A 20484-nucleotide genomic window follows, 5' to 3' on the forward strand; every position below is an offset into this window, starting at 1 on the left:
AGAGCAGGCCCCGGCCGCGGGGCGCTCCCGCCTGGTCGGCGATGGCGTACGCGGCGTTCTGCGCGGCCGTCACCTTGGCGGCCTGCGCCTGGGCGTCCTGGGCCGCGCGCGAAGCCACGTAGAGCCGCCCGGTCGCGCGGGCCTGGGCCTGCTCGATCCCCGTGCGGGCCTTGGTGAACTCGCTCGCCGCGGGCCGTCCGCTGCCTTCCGGAACCTTGAGGAAGTGTGCCTCCCAGTCGGTGAGCCGGCTCGCGATCATGGACTGGCCGAGTGCCTCGGCCATGGCCTGCGCGGCGATCTGCAGGTCCTTGGAAGCGGCCTGCTCGGCACCGAGGATGATGTCCCGCTGGGTGTTCTGGCCCGCGATCTCGGCCTGCCACTCCTGGGCGGCGACGGCCACTTCGGCCGTCAGGACCTTGTGCGGGTCAACCGGGTTGCGCGTCGCGCAGGAGGCGAAGCGCGCCTTCAGCTGCTCCACGTCGATCCGGAATTCCATCGAGCCCAGGTCCGGGGCCTTGGTGGGGAAGCCGCCGTTCTGCAGGAAGATCCGGGCGTCGTCGGCGTACATGGGGGTGGACCCCGCCATGTGCCATTCCCATGCCTTGCGGTCCTCGTAGTTCGCCGGGGTCTCCGGGTAGTACCGAGCCTTCGCGATCTTGGTGGCGGCGTCGACGGAGGCCGCGCCGGCCACCGGGTGCGGATCGGTGTAGAAGTCGCTCTCACCCGTCCAGAACTGGTCCGCGATCCAGCCCGCGTAGCCCGTACCCGTGAAGACGGTCGGGTTGTCCGGCGGCCACTGGAATCCCGCGACCGAATAGCCCGGCGGGATGTCGTGCAGGTACAGGCCGGCCTGCCAGGCCTTGTTGCGCTCGTCCATCTCGCCGAACTTGGCGTAGGCGGCGGCATGGTCCTTCTCGTACGCCGCCGACAGCGGCGTGCCGTCCCAGTAGTTGCGCGCCGCGGCGGCGAGCAGTTCGGGCTCGGTCCCGTTCAGTCCCGCGCGGGCGACGGCCTTCATCTCCGTGCCGCCCTTGCGGAGCACGTTGCCGAGCAGGCACTGGGCCTCGCGGACCTTCTGGGCCGCGTCCAGGTCGTAGGGGGCCGGTTCCGCGGCGGCGGCCGAGCGCACGCCGTCGAGGGGCTGCACCCCGCTGCCGGTGAAAGTGACGGCCGCGGCGGTGGCCATGGCCGTGGTGGTCAGGAAGCGCGTCCAGGTGCCGAAGCGACGGCGTCTGGGCGGCTGTGCGTTCTTGCGCATACCCGTATCAGCCGTTCTGCTCAGAAGAGGACATCGAAGGCGGCCCAGCCCGAGGTGCCGATCTGCACCCGCGCGGCGAAGGGGGCGGCGGCATTGCCGGTGCCCTTGAACAGCCACAGCGCGCCGGCGGTGTCGGCCGCGATCAGGTCGGTCTTCCCGTCGCCGTCGGTGTCGCCGGCGGAGGCGAGCGTCTTGTACCCCTGCCAGCCGGTGCCCGCCGTGTACCGGGTGCCGACCACGGCGTCCACCGTGGCCTTGCCGGTACCGGCGTACACGGCGAGCGTTCCGTCGTTCTGGCGGACGAGCAGGTCCGCTTTGCCGTCGCCCGTGTAGTCGCCGCGGCCCAGGATCGTCATGGCGTTCCACCCGGTGCCGACCCTGATGCGTGCCGCGAGGGTGCCGTCGGGCTTGCCCTGGTACAGCCACAGGTCACCGTCCGGCTCCCGGGCGACCAGGTCGGCGTCGGCCGAACCGCCCAGGTTCCCCACGGAGACGATCTGGTCGTAGATGTCCCAGCCGCCGCCGACCACCTTGGTGTCGTTGCCGTGCTCGGCGGTGTAGTAGAGCGTCCCCCTGGCCCGGTGGTAGAGGTCGTTGCCCCTGCCGCCCTCCGAGATGTTCGCCTGGACGAGCGCGGTCGCGTCGCCGAAGCCGCCGCCCATCTCGTGGGCGGACTTCAGGCCGCCCGTACCGTTCGGCTCGTACGCGCGGAGCTTGCCGGTGCCGGCGTGGCGCGCGAACAGCGGGTAGGTCTTCAGCGGGCCCGCGGCCTGGGCTCCGGCAGCCGCCGCGTTCTCGGTCCGTCCGGTCCAGAGCGGCGGCGCTGCTCCGGACACCCCCACCGCGACGGCGGCCAGCACCAGGCCGATCGCGCAGATCACCGCCCGGCGCGCCGAGCGGTTCATGGTGTGCAGCATGAAAGTGCGGTCCTTCACGAAGTCACGAGCGCGGGCGTGCCGTGGGCACGCCGAACATGCTCGTGAGTCCCCCCGTGGACAGCCGCGCTACCGCGTCTGTGACAGCGGCATGCCGACGCTAGTCGAAACGCGAACTCATGTGAAGATCTTGTGAGTTACTCTTCGGTCGGCAAGCTCGGCGGCCCGCCCCCCACGAGGAGGGGCGGGCCGTCGGGAAGACGCGCGACCTGGTGTTACTCCGGCGGGCCGATGTAGTTCTTCAGGCCCGGGACGGTGAGTGTGCCGCCGAACTGGCCGGCCTGGACGACCTTCACGTCCGTGAAGAACGCGAAGGGGACGTTCAGGGGCGGCGGGCTGTTGGGGCTGAACTCGATCGGGATCAGGCCGAAGAGGTTGCCCTTGAGGCTCTCGGTGTACATCGTCACCGTGCCGCCGCGGATCTTGGAGGTGGAGCCCGGGCGGGACTTCAGGTGGGCGACGTTCCCCTCCTTGCCGACCGTCTGGTACAGGTCCTTGATGTCCAGCGAGTCCGCGGTGAACTTCAGGACCTTCTTGGTCTTGCCGCCGGCCGTCTTGACCTCGACGATGCCCGCGTAGTCCAGGCCGTAGAGGGTCAGCAGGGAGCTGTCGAGGTACCAGGGCTCGTCCGGCAGGAGCGGGATGCCCGGCTCCAGTTCGGCGTTGGCGAGGGCCTCGGCGTCGTAGGTCGGGCAGGGGAAGGGTTCCTTCCCGTCCGCGTCCTTCGTCGGCTCCGGCGTGGCCTTGTCCGCGTCGGACCCGCCCGTCTCGTCCTTCGGGTTCTTCGCGGTGTCCTTGACCGCGTCGGGCAGCTCCTCGACCGTGGCTCCGGCCTTCTTCGCCGCCTCGCGGATGGCGTCCGCCGCCGGGTCCGGGGCGGGGGCCTCGGGCTTGGGAGCGGTCGTCGTGGACGGCGCGGGCGTCGGGGTCGCCGTCGGCTGCGGGGCCTTGGTGGGGTTCAGCAGCTTCTTGAGCGCGTCTCCGACACCGAGGGGGTCCAGCGGGTTCGCGGACTGGGTCGGGGTCGGGGTCGGCGTCGGCGTCGGCGAGGCGGCGGCCGGAGCCGCGTTCGCCGGCTTGCTCGCCGTCGGGGACGGGGAGCCGCTCGGCTTCGGCTTGGCGGACGCGGACGAAGACGCGGACGGCGAGGGAGACGCGCTGGGCGACGCACTCGGCGAAGGCGACTTCGAAGGCGTCGGGGACGCCGACTCCTTGGGCTCGTCGGACCGCGTGACGCACGGACCCGGCGCGAAGGGGATGTCCTTGTCGTCGGCAACGGCCAGCTTGGGCGCCATGCCCATGCCGACGAACACGGCGGTCGGCATGGCCGCCAGCGCCATCGTCTTGCCGACGGGTATCTGGAGCTTGTTCAGCAGCGATTTCCTGGGCGCCGCGTGCCGCGGCCCCTTGATCTCGCGGGACTCTGCGCCTGGGGCCACGCCCCGCTGCGTCTCGTCACCCCGCACTGTTCCTCCCGCCATCGGCGTGGGCAGTCGTCTCGCTCGCGAATTCCGTTTCCGTCCCGCGCGGTCCCGGGATGTCCTGCGGGCCCGTCATCGCCGCCGTCTTGCCCAGGTCCACCGGAGCCTCGTCCGCCGGCTGCCCGGGGGCCCAGGCCAGGGCGAGAGCGCCGCCGATCATGGACAGGATGAAGCCCATGAAGAAGCCGCCGAGGTTGGAGACCGGGATCGAGACCAGGGCCAGCAGGATCGCGGCCACACCGGCGAAGACCCGGATGGTCTGCTGGAACCACAGGGCGAGGCCCAGCGTGATCAGCAGGACACCGATGATCAGCGCACCGGCGCCACCCGTGGTGGCCATCGCCAGAGTGACGTTGCCCAGCCGGAGGTCCGCATACGGGAAGTAGGCGATCGGGAAGCCACCGAGGAGCGTGAACAACCCGGCCCAGAAGGGACGGCGACCGCTCCAGGCGTGGAAGTGGTAGTACACGACGGTGAGCCAGGCGTCGTCTTCGCGGCGCACGTAAACCGGGGCCTGGGGGTTCATGGACAACAGCTCCCTGGAAACGGTGGTACGGAGAAATCTGTGGAGCCCGGGCGGGCGGGCGGCGGCGACTGCGGCCCCCCGCCCGCCCGGTCACACATCAGGACGGTCAGTCCCGGACGTCCTTGTCCTGGTAGCACGGCTGGTCGCCGCCGAGCAGGCGCAGCTTCAGGTTGGGCAGCTTGAAGGTGCCCGCCGTGGTCGCCCACGCCTTCTGCTTCACGTCCGTCAGAATCGCCCTGTCCGCGCGCTGCGAGAAGGCGTACTTGTTGCTGACCGTGCCGGGCTGCGGCTTGGTCTTGTGGCTCTCGTCGCCGACCGCGACACCGATGTCCAGGTTGGTGAACTCGGCGTCGGTGTCGAGCTCGGCAACATCCAGGTAGATGTTGGTCGCCTTGGCCGGCGTGCCCTTGTGACCGGTCTTCAGCTGGAGGGTGATGGCGCCCAGCGGCGTGGGCGTCACCAGCGACTGGCACATGTTGGTGATCTCGGCGCTGCTGAACCCGGAGATGGTGACCGGGTGCTTGACCGGTTCACCCTTGAGGTTGTGCCCCTCGGCCATACCGCCGTACTGGATGAGATCCCGACCGTCGAGCTTTTCGGCCGAAACCTTGAAGTCCTGGCCGGAGACGCTGAACGACGCCGCGAGGGCACCCTGCGCCAGACCCACACCGACCGCGGCGGTGGCCGCGATGCTCGGCACCATGACGAGCGCGAAGCGCTTCCATCTGGTCCCGCCACGAACCTGAGAACTCATTTCGTTCCTCCTTCTCGGACGTACATCTCCGGTCCGGGCCGTGCCCGTTCCTGGGATGGGAGAAGTGCTACGTCCTCGGGAAGGAGCGCAAGCGGCCCGGGCCGCGGCTGTGCCGCGTCCGATACACCGGCGATCACCCCCGAGCGACAACCACTGGGCCACGCGTTCGCGCAACCTGGAGGACAGGCCCCGCCGGGTGTGGCAGAGACCCCCCTGTCCCACGTCCGGCGCCACCGGCACCGACCGACTCGGTGGGGACCCTCCGCCGCGGCTCCGGATGAGCGGCGCTGCGGGAAGGACCGAGCGTCGCCGATCGTGGTCCATTCCCGGCCGGGGCACAAGGGGGTTCGTTACTGGCGGGTAACGGCCAGATAACCGGAGGAGGGCCCGCTGTCGCGCGGCAGCAACACAGGGTGTCACCAAGGGCCATGACAGATCGGGGGAAGAGCGAACACACCGGACAGTTCACGGGGTTCGACTTACTGCGAGTAACAGCGGCCGCGATTGCCAAGTTTTGGCAAAGTGCGGCCGCTGTTTACCTACGTGTCAACAAAACACGCCGGGGCTGCGACCGCTCAGAAGAGCACCCGCGCCAGCGCCGTGCGCGCCGCCGAGACCCGCGGGTCGTCCGCGCCGATGACCTCGAACAGCTCCAGCAGGCGCAGCCGTACGGCGTCCCTGTCCTCACCGAACGTGACCCGCACGGTGTCCACCAGGCGCCCGAAGGCATCCTCCACGTGCCCGCCGACCAGATCCAGGTCGGCGGCGGCGATCTGCGCCGCCGGATCGCGCGGGTTCTCGGCCGCCGCGGTGCGCACCGCCTGCGGGTCCATGTTCTGGACGCGGACCAGGAGTTCCGTCTGGGCCAGGCCCAGCTTGGCCTCGGTGTTGCCCGGGTCGTCGGTCAGTACGTTCTTGTACGCCTGCACCGCACCGCCCAGGTCCCCGGCGTCGAGCGCGGCGACCGCCGCTTCCAGCAGGGCGTCGTGCGGGCCGGCCGGAGCCTCGGCGGCGGCCCGGGGCGCGGGGCCCTCGGCGTTCGGGTCCACCTCGATGCCGATGATCCCGAAGCGCTCTTCGGCGACCTGCACCAGCTGGGCGAGGGTCTCGCGGATCTGCTGCTCCGGGGCCACGCCCTGGAACAGCGGCAGCACCTGTCCGGCGACCACGGCGAACACGGCCGGGATGCCCTGGATCTGGAACTGCTGCATCAGCATCTGGTTGGCGTCGACATCGACCTTGGCGAGCACGAGGCGGCCGTTGGCCTCGACGGTCAGGCGCTCCAGGAGCGGGCTGAGCTGCTTGCACGGCTCGCACCACTCGGCCCAGAAGTCCAGGACGACCGGGACCTCGGCGGAGAGCTGGAGTACGTCGCGTTCAAAACCGGCCTCGTCGACGTCGATGACGAGGGCGGAGGGCGGCACCGCGCCGGCGGCCGGGCCTGCCCCGCCGCCCTGCGCCGCCTGCCGTGCGGCTTCGGCGCGGGCCTGCTCGGCCTTGGCCTTGGCCTCACCGGCCGCCTTCACCGCGGCGAGGTCGACGACGCCGCTCATGGACATGTTTCTGGGCTGCATGCGTACATCCTCCCCCGAGTGCGCGCGCCGACGAAAAAGATCGCTGGAATTGACCTGATCCGCGATCGTGGTGCGGGTCGGTGCCAGGTCCCCACCTGGCGCCAGTAGCTCTTCGCGTGGTTGTCGCTCTTACGCTACGAGCCGTAGCGTAACTCCTTTCCGGCGCCGCCGCGCCCGTGATCTGAACCACAGCCGCCCGTCCGGCTACTGACGGGTATGGTCTCGGCCATGCGCAACCCCAGCCCCGGCCGCACCGGCCGCCCCCGCAGCGCCGCCGCGGACGCCGCGATCCTCGCCGCGACCCGGGACGCACTGGTGGAGCTGGGCTGGTCGAAGCTGACGATGAGCGACGTGTCGGTCCGGGCGGGCGTCGCCAAGACCACCCTCTACCGGCGCTGGGCGGGCAAGAACGAGCTGGTCGTGGACGCGGTCGCGGAGCTCTTCGACTCCCTCGAACTGCCCGACCGCGGCTCCCTCGAAGCCGACATCGAGTACGTGGTCCTGCGCTTCGCGGAGCTGCTGCGGCGCCCGGAGGCCCGTACGGCCCTGATGGCGGTGGTGGCCGAGTCCACCCGGGACGAGGCCCTGCGTGACCGGATCCGGTCGGCCATCGTCGACCGGCAGAAACGTCTCGTCGTACTCGGTCGCGAGCGGGCGCAGGCCCGCGGGGAGCTCCCGTACGAGGAGGACGAGGCCCTCGCCGGCCGCACCACCGACCTGATCTTCGACGTGATCGCGGGCACCGTGGTGCACCGCGCGCTGGTGAGCTCCGAGCCGGTGGACGAGCTCTGGGTGGCCACCTTCACCGCGCTGCTGATGCACGGCCTGCGCGGCTCCGCCCCGGTGTGAGGGTATGAGGGCGTGAGGGCGTGAGGGCGTGAGCAACGGCAGAGGCCGGCCGTGGCGCCACCGAAGAGGGCGCCACGACCGGCCTCGCGTCAGACCGCGCGTGCGGTCACGGCACTAGAAGCCCGGCGGCTCCGTGTACGTGCCCCACTCCTCGCGCAGGACGTTGCAGATCTCGCCCAGCGTGGCCTCGGCCCGCACCGCGTCCAGCATGGCCGGAATCATGTTCGACCCGTCCCGGGCGGCGGCCAGCATCGCGTCCAGCGACTCCGACACCTTCGCGTCGTCACGGCCGGACTTGCGGTCGGCGAGCACGCGGACCTGCTCGCGCTCCACTTCGTGGCTGACCCGCAGGATCTCCAGGTCGCCGGTGACCGAGCCGTGGTGGACGTTGACGCCGACGACCCGCTTGTCGCCCTTCTCCAGCGAGCGCTGGTACACGAAGGCCGACTCGGCGATCTCCCCGGTGAACCATCCGTCCTCGATGCCGCGCAGGATGCCCGAGGTGATCGGCCCGATGGGGTGCCAGCCGTCCGGGTGGGCGCGCAGCCCGCGCTCCTTGATCTGGTCGAAGATCTTCTCGGCGTCCGCCTCGATGCGGTCGGTGAGCTGCTCGACGTACCAGGAACCGCCCAGCGGGTCCGCCACGTTGGCGACGCCGGTCTCCTCCATGAGCACCTGCTGGGTGCGCAGGGCGATCTCGGCGGCCTGCTCGCTGGGCAGGGCGAGGGTCTCGTCGAGGGCGTTGGTGTGCAGGGAGTTCGTGCCGCCGAGGACGGCCGCGAGGGCTTCGACGGCGGTGCGCACGACGTTGTTGTACGGCTGCTGGGCGGTGAGGGAGACGCCGGCGGTCTGCGTGTGGAAGCGCAGCCACATCGACTTCTCGCTCTTCGCCCCGTAGACCTCCTTCATCCAGCGGGCCCAGATGCGGCGGGCGGCGCGGAACTTGGCGATCTCCTCGAAGAAGTCGAGGTGCGCGTCGAAGAAGAAGGAGAGGCCGGGCGCGAAGTGGTCCACGTCCATGCCGCGGGAGAGCCCGAGCTCCACGTACCCGAATCCGTCGGCGAGGGTGTAGGCGAGCTCCTGCGCGGCCGTCGCCCCGGCCTCGCGGATGTGGTAGCCGGAGACGGACAGCGGCTTGTAGGCCGGGATGCCCTTGGCGCAGTACTCCATGAGGTCGCCGATGAGGCGCAGGTGCGGCTCGGGCTCGAAGAGCCACTCCTTCTGGGCGATGTACTCCTTGAAGATGTCCGTCTGGAGGGTGCCGTTGAGGAGGGCCGGGTCCACGCCCTGCCGCTCGGCGGCGACCAGGTACATGCAGAAGGCGGGCACGGCGGGGCCCGAGATGGTCATCGAGGTGGTGACGTCGCCGAGCGGGATGTCCTTGAAGAGGACCTCCATGTCGGCGGCGGAGTCTATGGCCACCCCGCAGTGGCCCACCTCGCCCAGCGAGCGGGGGTCGTCGGAGTCCCGTCCCATGAGGGTCGGCATGTCGAAGGCGACGGAGAGCCCGCCGCCGCCGGCCGCCAGGATCATCTTGTAGCGCTCGTTCGTCTGCTCGGCGTTCCCGAACCCGGCGAACTGCCGGATGGTCCAGGTCCGCCCGCGGTAGCCGGTGGCGTGCAGGCCGCGGGTGTACGGGTACTCCCCCGGCCATCCGATGCGCTCGAACCCCTCGTACGCGTCGCCGGGCCGGGGCCCGTAGACCGGATCGACGGCATCGCCGGAGAGCGTGGTGAAGTCTGCCTCGCGCTTGCGGGCCTTGTCGTAACGGGCCTGCCAGCGTCGGCGGCCTTCCTCGATGGCGTCTGCGTCCATACCCATGAATTTACTAGGACGTCCTAGTAAATGTCGATGGGAAACCCCGGGGAGTTGTCCGCGCTCTCCCCGGGGTGTTTCCGCTCGAGACGGAGGTTCAGGCCTGGGCGGTCGCGGTCGAGCCGCTGACCAGCGGCTCGACCTCGGCGCGGACCTTGCGCTCGACGAAGAAGGCGACCAGCGGGATCGTTCCCGACGCCAGGACCCAGAGGAGCTTGCCGAACGGCCACCTCGCCTTGGAGCCGAGGTCGAAGGCGAAGACCAGGTAGATCATGAACAGGACACCGTGGGCCTGCGAGACCGCGAAGGTCAGGTCGGCGCCGGTGCCGAAGCCGTACTTCGCCACCATGCAGGCACAGAGGATCAGGAGCATGACCGCGGTCACGTAGGCCATGACGCGGTAGCGGGTCAGCACGCTTCGTTTCATGGACACGAGCGTAACCGGCCGGGAAATCCCCGCGGACGCGGGGAGCGGTCCCCGGTCCGCCGCCGGCCCGGCGCCGGGCCTACTTCTCCTCGAAGTCCGCGGCCGCGACCCGCAGCGGGCGCAGCAGCGCGAAGATCTCCGCGCACTCCTCGGCGTCGTACACCCCGAGACCGAAGTCCATCGCCATCAGGTCCTTGGTGGCGGCCTCGACGACTTCGCGGCCCTTGTCCGTGATGGAGGCGAGGGTGCCGCGTCCGTCGTTCGGGTTGGGCCGCTTGTCGACGAGGCCGGACCTCACGAGCCGGTCGACGGTGTTGGTCACCGAGGTCGGGTGGACCATCAGCCGCTCGCCGATCTTCGACATCGGCAGCTCGCCGGCCTTGGAGAAGGTGAGCAGCACGAGCGCCTCGTACCGCGCGAAGGTCAGCCCGTACGGCTTGACCACGGCGTCGACCTCGCCGAGCAGGATCTGGTGCGCGCGCATGATCGACGTGATGGCGGCCATCGCGGGCACCGGCCCCCAGCGCCGCTGCCAGAGCTCGTCGGCGCGGGCGATGGGGTCGAAGGGAAGGCTGAGCGGCTTGGACACGTACCAGACCCTACCGGTCGGTCATTTGACGGGGAGCCCCGTCTCACTCCTCGGCCGCTCCTGTTCCGGTGCCGTGGACCGGAGTTCGGCGAGGAGCAGCAGGACGACGGCCGTGCCGGCGATGCCGGCGCCGGTGACGACCTGGTGGACCGGGAAGAACTCGGCTGCGAGTCCGGCCAGGGCCATGCCGGCGCCCTGCAAGGTCATCAGGCCGGTGCTGAGCAGGGTCATCGCACGGCCGCGCAGCTCCTCGGGGACGGCGTCGAGGTACCACTGGTCGAGGCCGAGGGTGTGGGCGTGGGCGAGCCCGGCCAGCAGCAGCGCGGTGAACGCGAGCAGCGGGCCGGGCCGCAGGGCGTAGAGGAGCAGCGGCAGCAGTCCGGCGGCGGCCAGCGGCACGGTGATCCGCGCACGGGTTCGGGAGGTGAGTGCGGAGCCGGCCCACAGCTCCCCGGCGATGGTGCCGACGGGCAGAGCGCACATCAGCACGCCCAGCGCGGCGGTCCCCGCGCCGAGACCGGCGGTGTACGGGGCGAGCAGCGCCTCCGGTACGACGACGAAGACGGGCGGCAGCCAGAACAGCAGGGTCAGCGCCCGGATCCGGCGGTCGCCGAGTACGGCGCGCAGGCCGGCGGCCGGGGAGCGGCGGGCGGCCCCGCGGCCGGGCCGGCTGCGCGTGCCCAGCCGCAGCAGGAGCGCCGAGCCGAGGAATCCGGCGGCGGTCAGGGCGATGGCCCCGCGGGGCGCGAGGACGGTGAGCAGGATCCCGCCGAGGCCGAAGCCGGTGAGCTGGGCGCTCTGGGCCACCATGCGCAGCAGCGAGCGGCCGAGCACGAAGGTGTCGCCGGTGCCGAGGATGTCGGCGAGGGAGGCGCTGCGGGCGCCCTGGAACAGCGGTGCCACGAAGGCCATCGCGCAGCGCAGTACGAGGAGCAGCGCGACGGGGGTGCCCGGCAGGGCCATGGCGGCGGCGCAGGCGGCGCAGACGAGGTCGCACGCGACGAGCACCCGCCGGGCCGGATGGCGGTCGGCGGTCCCGGCGAGCAGGGTGCCGCCGAGGGCGTACGGGAGGAAGCCGAGGGCGAAGGTGAGCGCGCTCATCAGCGGCGAGCCGGTGGCGCGGTAGACGAGGACGGTCAGGGCGATCTCGGCGACGACCACGCCGAGTACGGACATCAGGTGCGCGGCGAAGACGGGCCGGAATTCCCGGATCCGGAAGACGGCCCGGTAGCCGGTGGCCGGGGTGGGGGTCGACATGCCCGGCAGCCTCGCGGAACTACGCTGGCAGCCGTAGTGATTCGGGCCCGGACGAATCCGGGGCCGGGGATGGGGATGGGGAGGCGGGGGCGCCGTGGGGTTCCACTTCCGTTTCGGGCCGGGCGACCTGCTGCGGTGCCGGTTCGCGGTCTCCCCCCGCTGGGAGACGCAGGAGGCGGTGCGCGCGCTGCTCCGCCCGCACCGGCACGCCTACCACCTGCCCTGGCTGCGCCGGGTGCGGGCCGCGGCCGAGGGGCTGGACCTGCGGCCCCTGTGGCTGCTGATGCCCCGTGCGGGACACAATCCGGACTTCCTCAGCCCGCCGCCGCCGGGCCCGTCCGTCACCTTCGAGGCGGAGCTGGCGCGCGTGCGGGCCACCGACCCGGAGGCGGCGCGCGAGGACCTGCGGCTCTCCCTGCTCTGCACGCCGGGCGCGCTGGAGAGCGACCTCGGGCAGCGGATGCTGACGGATCCGGCGCGGGCGGTAAGGGAGTTGGCCGATCTCACCGAGCGCGCCTGGGAGGCCCTGGTCGCCCCGCACTGGCCGAGGCTGCGCGCGCTGCTGGAGGCGGACATCCTGTTCCACTCGCGGCGGCTGGCGGCCGGCGGGCTGGAGGCCCTGTTCGAGGGGCTCCACCCGGACCTGCGGTGGCACGGGGAGACGGACACGCTGACCATCACCCGGACCGGGCACCACGACCGGGCGCTGGGCGGTCAGGGACTGCTGCTGATGCCGAGCGCGTTCGGCTGGCCGGACGTGGTCGGCGGCTACGACCCTCCCTGGCAGCCGACGCTCGTCTACCCGGCACGGGGGATCGGTGCGCTGTGGACGGCCTCGGCGGGCCCGGTCCCGGAGGCACTGGCCCACCTGGTGGGCCGGGGCCGGGCGGAGGTGCTGTGCGCGCTGGACGAACCCGCCTCCACCACGGCGCTGGCCCGCCGGCTCGCTCTCGCCCCGTCCACGGTCTCGGCGCACCTGGGGGTTCTGCGGGCGGCGGGCCTGCTCGTCTCCGGCCGCCACGGCCATCAGGTCCTCTACGAACGCACCCCGTTGGGCATCGCGCTGGCGGGCGGCGGGCCCGAGGTGTCGCAAGGGGGCGGCAACTGACCGTTATGTCACGGTATTCCGCTCCGCCGCCCGATCCTTCGCCGCCAGACGCGGCGTCAGTCGGCGGGGCCGGAAACGAGGGGCACGGTGATGTCCAGGTTCCTGATCTCCACCCGCTCCACCTGTGAGTCGATGCGGAACTCGCCGTGCACCTTGGTCTCCGTCACCACTTGCGGGACGGTGCCCGTCGGCTTGGTCTCCACCAGCTTGAGGACGAGGACCTTGGGGTCCGGGTTGATGCCCGGGTTGTCGCGCTCCAGGCCGAGCTGGAACTCGGGGAGGGGGCAGGACAGCGTCCCGTCGATGGTGACCAGGCGCCCGTCCTCACCGGGTTCGTACCCGTCGTGGCTCACCACTGCCGTGAAGTGTTCTCCGGTGCCGCTGCACTGCGGGGATCCGTGCTGCTCCGTGCTCGCCATGATTCCTCCGAAGGCTGCTTCCTTCTTCGCTGGGGACGGGCTCGAGCGCCGTGCGTGCTTCGGGGTGCTCGCCGTTCCGGCCGCCGCGGGGCGCAAGACGTCGGACACGATCAGTGTGCGCCGGTGGGGCGCGCCCGGCATCTGGATCAACCGGGTGGCCGCTGGTACGAGAACGCCCCCGGCCGGCGGGCCAGGGGCGCTCGGAAGGCGCGGGGGGGCTCGGCCTCAGCCGCCGGCGAGGTGGCGCTCCACCGTCTCGACCTTCGAGGTCATCCCGTCGGAGACGCCGGGCCGGATGTCCGCCTTGAGGATGAACGAGACGCGCGGAGCCCGCTCCTCCACCGCGGCCACCGCGCGCCGGACCACGTCCATGACCTCGTCCCACTCGCCCTCGACGGTGGTGAACATGGCGTCCGTGCGGTTGGGCAGCCCCGACTCGCGGACCACGCGGACCGCGTCGGCGACGTACTCGCCCACCTCTTCGCCGACGCCCAGCGGGGTCACCGAGAACGCGACGATCACGCTTCGGCCGCCTGCCGGGCCCGGGCCGCGATCACGCTGTCGGACTCGTCCCGCTTGAGCAGCCGGTCGCCGTAGAGACCGCCGAAGGGCAGCAGCGCCAGTACGAAGAACAGCGCGACCTTCTTGAAGGGCCACTTCGCCTTGTTCCAGACATCCAGCAGGAAGAGCGCGTAGATGACGAAGAGGACGCCGTGCAGGATGCCGAGCGGCATCATCAGGTAGTCGATGTCCGAGATCCGGCTCAACAGCGAGCCGAAGATCAGCAGGGCCGGGAACGACAGCGCCTCCGGGACGGAGATGAGGCGCAGCCGGTGCAGGGCGGAGGCGGTCTTGATGTCCACGGGGAACCTTCGGGGTGGGAGCCTGGGGCCGTTCCAGTGTCTCAGCCGCTTTGCGGGATCTTGACCCGGGCCCCTTTCCGCCGGGATCGAAGGGCGATCGCGCCCGAAACCGCCCGGGTGTGGCGCATATCGGCCAGGGGGCCCTGTTCGCGTCCGCCCGCTGCCGATAACGTCATCCCGTGGCTCAGTTCCGACTCCAAGGCAGCAAGGTGCTCGCCGTCGACCTGACCGGGGATGCCGTGAAAGCGAAAAACGGCTCCATGGTCGCGTACGACGGCCAGATGGCCTTCAAGAAGATGACCGGCGGCGGCGAAGGCATCCGCGGGATGGTGACCCGCCGGCTGACCGGCGAGCAGATGACCGTGATGGAAGTGCAGGGGCACGGCACCTGCTTCTTCGCCGACCGCGCGAGCGAGATCAATCTGGTCGATCTGCGCGGCGAGAAGCTCTACGTCGAGTCCAGCAACCTGCTGTGCACCGACGGCGGGCTTCGCACCGGCACGACCTTCACCGGTCTGCGCGGGGCGACGACGGGCAACGGCCTGTTCACCACGACCGTCGAGGGCTCGGGCCAGGCGGCGATCATGTCCGACGGCCCGGCGGTGGTGCTGCGCGTCAGCGCCCAGTACCCGCTCTCCGTCGACCCGGGGGCGTACATCGCGCACACCGGCGACCTCCGCCAGTCCTTCCAGTCCGGGGTGAACTTCCGCACCCTGATCGGCGAGGGCTCCGGCGAGTCCTTCCAGATCCGCTTCGAGGGCGAGGGCCTGGTGTACGTGCAGCCCAGCGAGCGCAACACCATCGGGGGCGACGTCTGATGCCGTTCCGCGAGATCAACTCGAAGATGGTCGAGGCGCAGGTGGTGCCGGGCCAGAAGATGTACAGCCAGCGCGGCGCGATGCTCGCGTACCGCGGCGAGGTCTCCTTCACCCCGAGCCTGACCGGTGGTCAGGGCGGGGTGATGGGCATGATCGGGCGCCGGGTGGCCAACGAGCAGACCCCGCTGATGACGGTCGAGGGCAGCGGCACCGTGATGTTCGGCCACGGCGGCCACCACATCCAGGTGATCAACCTGACCGGCGAGACCCTGTACGTCGAGGCCGACCGGCTGCTGGCCTTCGACGGCACGCTCCAGCAGGGCACGATGTTCATGGGCTCGCAGGGCGGTGTCATGGGCATGGTCCGCGGGCAGGTGACCGGCCAGGGCCTGTTCACCACGACCCTCAAGGGCCACGGCTCGGTCGCCGTGATGGCCCATGGCGGGGTCATCGAACTCCCCATCCACCCGAACCGGCCGGTCCACGTGGACCCGCAGGCGTACGTCGCCCACCACGGCGACGTCCGCAACAAGCTCTCCACCGCGCTCGGCTGGCGGGACATGGTGGGGCGCGGCTCGGGTGAGGCGTTCCAGCTGGAGCTGTCCGGCCAGGGCGCGGTGTACGTACAGGCCTCGGAGGAGAAGCTGTGAACTTTGGCCCCGTGACCGCCGGACCGGGCAGTCCCACGGTCTACGACCCGTACACGCTGCCCTCCGACGACAACGTCAACCCGTACACCTTCTGCGTGGAGCTCAAGGGGAGCCAGTGGTTCCTGCAGAAGGGCAAGATGATCTCGTACTACGGGAGCATCGAGTTCAACGGCATCGGCAACGGGCGCTTCGACCGGCTGCTGCGCACCAGCTTCCACTCGCCGCTGCACGCGAGCGACTGGGTGGTGGCCGAGGGGCAGGGCAAGATGCTCCTGGCCGACCGGGCCTTCGACGTGAACTCGTACGACCTGGATAACGGGAACCTGACGATCCGGTCAGGCAACCTGCTCGCGTACCAGCCCTCCCTCGCCCTGAAGCAGTCGATCGTCCCGGGCTTCCTGACGCTCATCGGCACCGGAAAGTTCGTGGCGGCCTCCAACGGGCCGGTGGTGTTCATGGAGCCGCCTCTGCGCGTGGACCCGCAGGCGCTGGTGGGCTGGGCGGACTGCCCCTCACCGTGCCACCACTACGATCACGGCTACATGTCGGGCGTGATGGGCGGCCTGCGCTCACTGACGGGCATCGGCGGCGCTTCCGGCGAGGAGCACCAGTTCGAGTTCGTCGGAGCGGGCACGGTGCTGCTGCAGTCGTCGGAGATGCTGATGGCGGAGCAGGCGGTCGGCACGGTCGGCGCCGGCGCCGCCACGGGCAACGCACAGGGGGTTCCCGGATCGGGCCAGAGCCCGCTGGGCGTGCCGCGGATGCCGGGGCAGCTGGGTGATCTCCAGCGCCGCTTCGGACTGTGACGCCCCACCCCACGCCGCCCCATCTTTGTACGTAATTCAACTTCTTAGGTAGAGTTCATTCATGGAGACCATGGAGACCGAGACGGCCACCAGGTGGCTGACCGACGCCGAGCAGTGCGCCTGGCGCACCCACCTGGACGTCAGCAGACTGCTGATGCACCAGCTGGAAAAGGATCTCCAGCCCTTCGGACTCACCAACAACGACTACGAGATCCTCGTGAACCTCTCGGAGTCGCCGGAGCACCGGATGCGGATGAGTGACCTCGCGACCGCCACCCTCCAGTCCAAGAGCCGGCTGTCCCACCAGATCACGCGCATGGAGGCGGCGGGCCTGGTCCGCCGCGTGAACTGCGAGTCCGACCGCCGTGGCCTGTTCGCGGTGCTCACGGACGAGGGCATGGACACGATGCGCAAGGTCGCCCCGCACCACGTGGCGTCCGTCCGCCGGCACTTCATCGACCTGCTGCCGCCGGAGGCCCTGGCGGCGCTGCGCACGTCGCTGGATCCGGTGGCGGACCACCTGCGCGGCACCCGCGGCAAGGCCTGACCGGCCGGGAGAGCGCCGGACGGCGATCGGCCCGACAATGGCCGGGAACGCTCGCTGCCGGCCACCGCCCGCAAGGCAACCGCAGGCGGTACGGCCGGCCTGAGGAGGTCAGCCGATGAAGCGCAAGCCGATGAAGCGCAACGCGTATGTCGCCGCGGCCGCGTCCGTGGTCCTGATGGCGGGAGGCCCGGTGGCGGCCGCGGCAGCGGCACCCGCCGGCACGGCGAGGACCGCCCCCGCGGCCGTCGTCCCCCAGGGCGAGGTCGCGGCGGAGGCCGCGCTCGCCGCGGCCCTGAAGAACTACCCCGGAGTGGTCGAGTCCCTCGACCGGGAGGCCAACGTCTGGCACGTGGACGTGATCACCAAGGACGGCAAGGGCCGCGCCGAGCTGGAGGTCGACGCCGCGACCGGCGCGGTCACCCGCAAGCAGGTGGACACCGGCGTGGACGGGAACGAGCACCAGGACCTGCTCGCCGCCGAGGTCACGGCCGAGCAGGCCGCCAAGGCCGCCGTCGCCGCCCGTCCGGGGCAGGTCTGGGCGGTCGAGTGGGACTCCGCGGACGACGGCAGGGCCGCGTCCTGGCAGGTCGAGGTGAGGGGCGCCGACGGCACGACGTGGGACGCCTCCGTGGACCCCGCGACCGGCAAGGCCACCACGCGGTCGGGCAACGACAACGGCTGAACCGCACCCGAGCCGTGGTACGTGCTGCACGAAGTGAGCCGCGCCCCCGGTCAGGGGCGCGGCTCGCTTCGTACGGTGCGGTCAGGCGTTGGGACGCTTGCCGTGGTTCGCCTTCTTCTTCTTGCGTGCTCGCTTCTTGTTCCCGCGCTTGGCCATGAGCCACTCCCTGAATCGGGGTAATCCGGGCGCTCGCCAGTCTAGGGGCGCGGCGCCGGTCCCGCATCAGGCTTCGGTCAGGCCGTCCAGCAGGAGGTCGGCCGCCGCGTACGGATCCAGCTCGCCCCCGGCCACCCGGGCCGCCAGCGCCTCCAGACGGGAATTTCCGTGCAGATCGGCCATCCGGGTCCGCAGGGAGGTCACCGCGATGGTCTCCACCTCGTGCGCCGCACGCGCCGTGCGCCGCTCCGCCAGGACCCCGCGCTCGTCCATCCACGCCCGGTGCTTCTCCAGCGCCTCGACCAGTTCGTCGATGCCCTGGGCCCGCGCGGCCACGGTCTTGATGATCGGCGGACGCCAGTCGCCCGGCCCCCGGGTCTCCCCCAGGCCCAGCATGTGGTTCAGCTCCCGGGCCGTGGCGTCCGCGCCGTCCCGGTCGGCCTTGTTCACCACGTACACGTCGCCGATCTCCAGGATCCCCGCCTTCGCGGCCTGGATCCCGTCGCCCATCCCCGGAGCCAGCAGCACCACCGAGGTGTCCGCCTGGGCGGCGATCTCCACCTCGGACTGGCCGACGCCGACCGTCTCGACCAGGATCACCTCGCACCCGGCCGCGTCCAGCACCCGGATCGCCTGCGGGGCGGCCCAGGCGAGACCGCCCAGGTGGCCCCGGGTGGCCATGGAGCGGATGTAGACCCCCGGGTCGGAGGCGTGGTCCGACATGCGCACCCGGTCGCCGAGCAGCGCCCCGCCGGAGAACGGCGAGGACGGGTCGACGGCGAGGACGCCGACCCGCTTCCCGGCCTTGCGGTACGCCGACACGAGCGCCGAGGTCGACGTCGACTTGCCGACACCCGGCGACCCCGTCAGCCCCACCACGTACGCGTTGCCCGTCAGCGGTGCCAGCGCCGCCATCACCTCGCGCAACTGCGGGGACGCCCCCTCCACCAGAGAGATCAGCCGGGCCACCGCTCTCGGCCTGCCCTCACGTGCCTGGGCCACCAGCTGGGGGACGTCCACCGCCGTCATACGTGCTGCGCTCCTCGGTTCTGATACGGGTACGGGCGGGTGCGGTGCCCGGTTACGCCTGGGGCACGCGGACGATCAGGGCGTCGCCCTGGCCGCCGCCGCCGCACAGCGCGGCCGCGCCGACCCCGCCGCCGCGGCGCTTCAGCTCCAGCGCCAGGTGCAGCACCACACGGGCGCCGGACATGCCGATCGGGTGCCCCAGGGCGATGGCGCCGCCGTTGACGTTCACCTTTTCCGGGGTGACCCCGAGGTCCTTCATTGACTGCACGGCAACCGCCGCGAAGGCCTCGTTGATCTCGATGAGGTCCAGGTCGGCGACCTCCAGGCCCTCCTTCTTCAGGGCGTGCAGGATCGCGTTCGAGGGCTGCGACTGCAGCGAGTTGTCGGGGCCGGCCACGTTGCCGTGGGCGCCGATCTCGGCGAGCCACTCCAGGCCCAGCTCCTCGGCCTTGGCCTTGCTCATCACGACCACGGCGGCGGCGCCGTCGCTGATCTGCGAGGAGGTGCCGGCCGTGATCGTGCCGTCCTTCGCGAACGCGGGGCGCAGCTTGCCGAGGGACTCGACGGTGGTCTCCGCGCGGATGCCCTCGTCCTGGGAGAAGACGACCGGCTCGCCCTTGCGCTGCGGGATCTCGACCGGGGTGATCTCGGCCTCGAAGACGCCGTTCTTCTGCGCGGCCGCGGCCCGCTGGTGCGAGGCGGCGGCGAACTCGTCCTGCGGGGCGCGGTCGATGCCGAGGCGGGAGTTGTGCTTCTCGGTGGACTCGCCCATCGCGATGTTCTCGAAGGCGTCGGTGAGGCCGTCGTAGGCCATCGCGTCGAGCATCTCGATGGCGCCGTACTTGTAGCCCTCGCGCGACTTGGGCAGCAGGTGCGGGGCGTTGGTCATCGACTCCTGGCCGCCGGCGACCACGATGTCGAACTCACCGGCGCGGATCAGCTGGTCGGCCAGGGCGATCGCGTCCAGGCCCGAGAGGCACACCTTGTTGATCGTGAGCGCGGGGACGTTCATCGGAATCCCGGCCTTGACCGCGGCCTGGCGCGCTGGAATCTGGCCCGCGCCTGCCTGGAGCACCTGGCCCATGATCACGTACTGCACCTGGTCGCCGGAGATCCCGGCCCGGTCCAGCGCGGACTTGATGGCGAACCCGCCGAGGTCGGCACCCGAGAAGGACTTCAGCGAACCGAGCAGCCGCCCCATGGGCGTGCGGGCCCCGGCGACGATCACTGAGGTGGTGTTGTTCGTTCCGGACATGAGGCACAGCCCCTTGAGGATGAGGAGTGAACGAGGGTTTACCTGAATGTACTGAGCGGTACCGGCGGCGTCACCGGGCTGTCGGTGTGATCGCTGGCACGTTGCGTGACCACCCCTCTCGGCGGTGCACTGGTCCCATGCTGACAAGGATCGACCACATCGGAATCGCCTGCTTCGACCTCGACAAGACCGTCGAGTTCTACCGTGCCACGTACGGCTTCGAGGTCTTCCACTCCGAGGTCAACGAGGAGCAGGGCGTTCGCGAGGCCATGCTCAAGATCAACGAGACGTCCGACGGCGGCGCCTCCTACCTCCAGCTGCTCGAGCCGACCCGGGAGGACTCGGCGGTGGGCAAGTGGCTGGCCAAGAACGGCGAGGGGGTCCACCACATCGCCTTCGGCACCGAGGACGTCGACGGCGACTCGGAAGCCATCCGCGGCAAGGGCGTCCGCGTCCTGTACGACCAGCCCCGCATCGGCTCCATGGGGTCCCGGATCACCTTCCTGCACCCCAAGGACTGCCACGGAGTCCTGACCGAGCTCGTCACCTCCAACCCCGAGCAGTCGACCGACCGGCACTGACGCGACGGGCCCGCGCCACGGCACACCACAGGCTGTGGTGTGCCGCCCGCGTCGTCGTCGCGGCCGCGGCCGATCGGCTTCTCCGGGGCCCGGCGGCGTCGCTTC

At 71.0% G+C, this 20484-nt stretch carries 23 protein-coding genes; 8 read left to right on the forward strand and 15 right to left on the reverse strand.

The annotated features are described in order from the left end of the window. Window positions 1–1278: 1278 nt before the first annotated feature. The 5 genes from ACZ6I1_RS04435 to ACZ6I1_RS04455 form a co-directional block, all read right to left on the reverse strand. Window positions 1279–2175, reverse strand: a complete 897-nt coding sequence (locus ACZ6I1_RS04435; protein WP_469282972.1) for an FG-GAP repeat domain-containing protein — start codon at window positions 2173–2175, stop codon at window positions 1279–1281. 233 nt (window positions 2176–2408) lie between these two features. After that, window positions 2409–3659 carry a hypothetical protein gene (locus ACZ6I1_RS04440; protein WP_469282973.1) on the reverse strand — a complete coding sequence of 417 codons (1251 nt, stop codon included), beginning with the start codon at window positions 3657–3659 and terminating at the stop codon, window positions 2409–2411. Further along, the gene (locus ACZ6I1_RS04445; RefSeq protein ID WP_469282974.1) at window positions 3649–4200 is read right to left on the reverse strand and encodes a DUF6114 domain-containing protein; all 552 of its coding nucleotides are present in this window, start codon (window positions 4198–4200) and stop codon (window positions 3649–3651) included. The genes ACZ6I1_RS04440 and ACZ6I1_RS04445 overlap by 11 nt, the downstream gene beginning before the upstream one ends. Window positions 4201–4306: 106 nt before the next feature. Continuing rightward, entirely contained in the window at window positions 4307–4954 is a 648-nt protein-coding gene (locus ACZ6I1_RS04450; protein ID WP_469282976.1) for a DUF6230 family protein, read from the reverse strand. A 575-nt stretch (window positions 4955–5529) separates the two neighbouring features. Continuing rightward, window positions 5530–6528 (reverse strand): tetratricopeptide repeat protein, encoded by a 999-nt coding sequence (locus tag ACZ6I1_RS04455; RefSeq protein ID WP_469282978.1) that lies wholly within the window; start codon window positions 6526–6528, stop codon window positions 5530–5532. Between the two features lie 228 nt (window positions 6529–6756). On the opposite strand from ACZ6I1_RS04455, the gene ACZ6I1_RS04460 reads away from it, so the two are divergent. Continuing rightward, window positions 6757–7377, forward strand: a complete 621-nt coding sequence (locus ACZ6I1_RS04460) for a TetR/AcrR family transcriptional regulator (protein ID WP_469282980.1) — start codon at window positions 6757–6759, stop codon at window positions 7375–7377. 114 nt (window positions 7378–7491) lie between these two features. Here the strand turns inward: ACZ6I1_RS04460 and ACZ6I1_RS04465 are convergent, their stop codons facing one another. The 4 genes from ACZ6I1_RS04465 to ACZ6I1_RS04480 all read right to left on the reverse strand — a co-directional run bounded on the left by ACZ6I1_RS04465 (window position 7492) and on the right by ACZ6I1_RS04480 (window position 11465). Beyond that, complete coding sequence (locus ACZ6I1_RS04465) at window positions 7492–9192, reverse strand: acyl-CoA mutase large subunit family protein (protein WP_469282982.1); 1701 nt, start codon at window positions 9190–9192, stop codon at window positions 7492–7494. Window positions 9193–9289: 97 nt separating this feature from the next. After that, window positions 9290–9619: a DUF3817 domain-containing protein gene (locus ACZ6I1_RS04470; RefSeq protein ID WP_469282984.1), complete on the reverse strand. Its 330-nt coding sequence runs from the start codon at window positions 9617–9619 to the stop codon at window positions 9290–9292. 79 nt (window positions 9620–9698) lie between these two features. Then, window positions 9699–10208, reverse strand: coding sequence for a MarR family winged helix-turn-helix transcriptional regulator (locus ACZ6I1_RS04475; protein WP_469282986.1), 510 nt, complete (start codon window positions 10206–10208; stop codon window positions 9699–9701). Window positions 10209–10229: 21 nt separating this feature from the next. Further along, entirely contained in the window at window positions 10230–11465 is a 1236-nt protein-coding gene (locus ACZ6I1_RS04480) for an MFS transporter (protein WP_469282989.1), read from the reverse strand. A 94-nt stretch (window positions 11466–11559) separates the two neighbouring features. On the opposite strand from ACZ6I1_RS04480, the gene ACZ6I1_RS04485 reads away from it, so the two are divergent. Then, window positions 11560–12573, forward strand: a complete 1014-nt coding sequence (locus ACZ6I1_RS04485) for an ArsR/SmtB family transcription factor (RefSeq protein WP_469282991.1) — start codon at window positions 11560–11562, stop codon at window positions 12571–12573. Window positions 12574–12629: 56 nt separating this feature from the next. Here ACZ6I1_RS04485 and ACZ6I1_RS04490 read toward each other — a convergent pair whose 3' ends face one another. The 3 genes from ACZ6I1_RS04490 to ACZ6I1_RS04500 all read right to left on the reverse strand — a co-directional run bounded on the left by ACZ6I1_RS04490 (window position 12630) and on the right by ACZ6I1_RS04500 (window position 13855). Beyond that, entirely contained in the window at window positions 12630–12992 is a 363-nt protein-coding gene (locus ACZ6I1_RS04490) for a hypothetical protein (protein WP_469282993.1), read from the reverse strand. 225 nt (window positions 12993–13217) lie between these two features. Then, complete coding sequence (locus tag ACZ6I1_RS04495; protein WP_257554101.1) at window positions 13218–13514, reverse strand: MTH1187 family thiamine-binding protein; 297 nt, start codon at window positions 13512–13514, stop codon at window positions 13218–13220. Beyond that, entirely contained in the window at window positions 13511–13855 is a 345-nt protein-coding gene (locus ACZ6I1_RS04500; RefSeq protein ID WP_469282996.1) for a DUF3817 domain-containing protein, read from the reverse strand. Before ACZ6I1_RS04500 ends, ACZ6I1_RS04495 begins: the two co-directional genes overlap by 4 nt. Before the next feature lie 179 nt (window positions 13856–14034). Here ACZ6I1_RS04500 and ACZ6I1_RS04505 point away from each other — a divergent pair, with 179 nt between their 5' ends. The 5 genes from ACZ6I1_RS04505 (at window position 14035) to ACZ6I1_RS04525 (ending at window position 17358) form a co-directional block, all read left to right on the forward strand. Beyond that, the gene (locus tag ACZ6I1_RS04505; protein ID WP_469282998.1) at window positions 14035–14673 is read left to right on the forward strand and encodes an AIM24 family protein; all 639 of its coding nucleotides are present in this window, start codon (window positions 14035–14037) and stop codon (window positions 14671–14673) included. Beyond that, window positions 14673–15323 carry an AIM24 family protein gene (locus ACZ6I1_RS04510; RefSeq protein WP_469283000.1) on the forward strand — a complete coding sequence of 217 codons (651 nt, stop codon included), beginning with the start codon at window positions 14673–14675 and terminating at the stop codon, window positions 15321–15323. Before ACZ6I1_RS04505 ends, ACZ6I1_RS04510 begins: the two co-directional genes overlap by 1 nt. Then, a complete protein-coding gene (locus tag ACZ6I1_RS04515) occupies window positions 15320–16129 on the forward strand; it encodes an AIM24 family protein (protein WP_469283002.1) in 810 nt (269 codons plus the stop codon). The genes ACZ6I1_RS04510 and ACZ6I1_RS04515 overlap by 4 nt, the downstream gene beginning before the upstream one ends. Window positions 16130–16199: 70 nt before the next feature. After that, window positions 16200–16676: a MarR family winged helix-turn-helix transcriptional regulator gene (locus ACZ6I1_RS04520; RefSeq protein ID WP_469283231.1), complete on the forward strand. Its 477-nt coding sequence runs from the start codon at window positions 16200–16202 to the stop codon at window positions 16674–16676. A gap of 115 nt (window positions 16677–16791) precedes the next feature. Beyond that, on the forward strand, window positions 16792–17358 hold the full coding sequence (locus ACZ6I1_RS04525; RefSeq protein ID WP_469283004.1) for a PepSY domain-containing protein: 567 nt from the start codon (window positions 16792–16794) through the stop codon (window positions 17356–17358). Window positions 17359–17439: 81 nt separating this feature from the next. On the opposite strand, the gene ACZ6I1_RS04530 is transcribed toward ACZ6I1_RS04525, so the two are convergent. The 3 genes from ACZ6I1_RS04530 to ACZ6I1_RS04540 all read right to left on the reverse strand — a co-directional run bounded on the left by ACZ6I1_RS04530 (window position 17440) and on the right by ACZ6I1_RS04540 (window position 19798). Beyond that, window positions 17440–17514 carry a 50S ribosomal protein bL37 gene (locus ACZ6I1_RS04530; protein WP_099895366.1) on the reverse strand — a complete coding sequence of 25 codons (75 nt, stop codon included), beginning with the start codon at window positions 17512–17514 and terminating at the stop codon, window positions 17440–17442. Window positions 17515–17580: 66 nt separating this feature from the next. Then, complete coding sequence (gene meaB, locus ACZ6I1_RS04535; protein ID WP_469283006.1) at window positions 17581–18543, reverse strand: methylmalonyl Co-A mutase-associated GTPase MeaB; 963 nt, start codon at window positions 18541–18543, stop codon at window positions 17581–17583. A 52-nt stretch (window positions 18544–18595) separates the two neighbouring features. Then, window positions 18596–19798: an acetyl-CoA C-acetyltransferase gene (locus ACZ6I1_RS04540; RefSeq protein WP_469283008.1), complete on the reverse strand. Its 1203-nt coding sequence runs from the start codon at window positions 19796–19798 to the stop codon at window positions 18596–18598. A gap of 137 nt (window positions 19799–19935) precedes the next feature. Between ACZ6I1_RS04540 and mce the strand changes: the two genes are divergently transcribed. Continuing rightward, on the forward strand, window positions 19936–20379 hold the full coding sequence (gene mce, locus ACZ6I1_RS04545) for a methylmalonyl-CoA epimerase (RefSeq protein WP_469283010.1): 444 nt from the start codon (window positions 19936–19938) through the stop codon (window positions 20377–20379). Window positions 20380–20484: the final 105 nt, after the last annotated feature.

It is taken from the genome of Streptomyces sp. NPDC046303 (genome assembly GCF_055588085.1).